The sequence below is a fragment of the Pseudomonas duriflava genome (assembly GCF_007830155.1).
GTDB lineage: Bacteria > Pseudomonadota > Gammaproteobacteria > Pseudomonadales > Pseudomonadaceae > Chryseomonas > Chryseomonas duriflava.
On the sequence record NZ_VLKY01000059.1, the window covers coordinates 1 to 1,612 of the forward strand.

The following is a 1,612-nucleotide window of genomic DNA, read 5'->3' on the forward strand; positions in this document are numbered from 1 at the left end:
ATTCCGGTTTTGACGTGCTCGATACTATCCCTTATGTCCTTACCTGCTTTGAGGTGCTTGATAAGAGCCTTATCAAGGTCGTACAGGCCGGTGATGTGCCCAATCCCAACTGGCTCACGCCTGCTACCTCATCACCGAACCAGCAAAGGTTTGCAGATACGTATTTAGCAGAACATCCGTTTCTGCTTATTCCTTCGGCTGTTACGCGCTATTCCTGGAATTTACTGATTAGCTGTGAGCTGGCTAAGGGTAAGTATCGGCTGATCAGTCAGAAACGTTTCGGCCTGGATACTCGCCTCGTCAATGCCTAAATGACCATAATGGTTATCGCTTGTTCTATGTTGATTCTGAGAGGACCTAAACACATCGTGATAGCCAGATCCGTGCCAATTAGAGACGATGCGTGGGGTGACACTGGAGTCCTTGCCACCGCTTCATGCTACGACCGGAGGCCAACCCTGCTCGACCCGTGCGATGACGCCTTGCACAACGCACTTGATCTGCTGACCCAGAGAGCGCTCGGGCGGCTGAATATCTACCTCAATTTGAGGGAAGACAAAGGCGTTTTGTTTGAGAGGAAAGGCAGTCATCGAGGCCTCCCGGCCGTTGTTCGATAACTCCACCTTGCCCTCCAAATCCGGTGATGCAAGTCCGCTCAGGCCAATAAATTGGCTACTAACAAGCGGCTATTTTCGGGAAATCAGGATGTATATTCTCTATATCTTATTCTACTGGCGCTTGTTCAAATCCCACAGTCGAAACCAGAGTACAGCCTGTGCAGTGATGCCGATGGTAAGGATGAAAAGCGCCATGACCATTACCTTCCAGTAGCCCACGGCGTAGCCAAAGCAGACTACTGCAGCGGCCAGTATTCCTATCAAGAGAGGAATGCGTCTGAGCCAGCGCGTTTCGTGATTGATCTGCGCTTCGATCCTGGCGATCAGCTCGTCTTTGTCCTGGCTCATTACTTTGTCCTGTCCTGTTCTGTCGCTGTCCTGGAGGCCTGAAACCAGTATAAAGGGCCTATGCTCCCATGCTTACTCAATACGCTGCATACAGGACTTTTCGTGCAATGATCAGAATGCACAGTAAGGTAGAGCCTGATCGGCTCTTCCTTCCCTGGTGACTTATTTTTAGGCTAATACAGGTAGGACAGGATGGATATCTTTGACCAGATCGAGGCGGTAGGACTGCATGTGATTAGTGGCCACCGCCGCCTTCAAGGGGCCTTGCAGGCAGGCCATGCGGCTATGGCCAAAACCTCTGACGGCACGGTTTACCAGATCTCTCTGCAAAACGGCGCTGTACGCGTACAAAAGCTTTCCACGACTGGGGAAGGCGTGCCAGAAATTCTGGTTGCTCCGGTTGTGCCAGGTACCCTGCATTAAGAGTATTTCAGTAGCTCGATAAAAGGGGAACGGATAAATCAGCAAGGCCGACCCGGAACTGCTTGCGCAGGCGAAGAGTTCTTCTCAGGCCGATACCATTCTGAAAAGCTCCAACAGCAGGATCTCCATTAAGCAGGTGGACTTGCCCCTATCAAACCGGACACCACAATCCCGTTAAGTTGATGTTGTAGCCAACCGCCTGAACTCCCGAGGTGAGCGGTACT

4 protein-coding genes are annotated in these 1,612 nt (G+C 51.4%); 2 read left to right on the top strand and 2 right to left on the bottom strand.

Annotated features, from left to right (window positions below; genetic code table 11):
* Window positions 1–311: RES family NAD+ phosphorylase (locus IQ22_RS23040; RefSeq protein WP_244309430.1), on the top strand; the 311-nt coding region annotated here is incomplete at its 5' end.
* 123 nt (window positions 312–434) lie between these two features.
* Here the strand turns inward: IQ22_RS23040 and IQ22_RS23290 are convergent.
* Both IQ22_RS23290 and IQ22_RS23045 read right to left on the bottom strand, forming a co-directional pair.
* Window positions 435–590 (bottom strand): hypothetical protein, encoded by a 156-nt coding sequence (locus tag IQ22_RS23290; protein WP_158635491.1) that lies wholly within the window; start codon window positions 588–590, stop codon window positions 435–437.
* Between the two features lie 138 nt (window positions 591–728).
* Entirely contained in the window at window positions 729–965 is a 237-nt protein-coding gene (locus IQ22_RS23045; protein WP_145146122.1) for a hypothetical protein, read from the bottom strand.
* Window positions 966–1,157: 192 nt separating this feature from the next.
* On the opposite strand from IQ22_RS23045, the gene IQ22_RS23050 reads away from it, so the two are divergent.
* Complete coding sequence (locus IQ22_RS23050) at window positions 1,158–1,388, top strand: hypothetical protein (RefSeq protein WP_145146123.1); 231 nt, start codon at window positions 1,158–1,160, stop codon at window positions 1,386–1,388.
* Window positions 1,389–1,612: the final 224 nt, after the last annotated feature.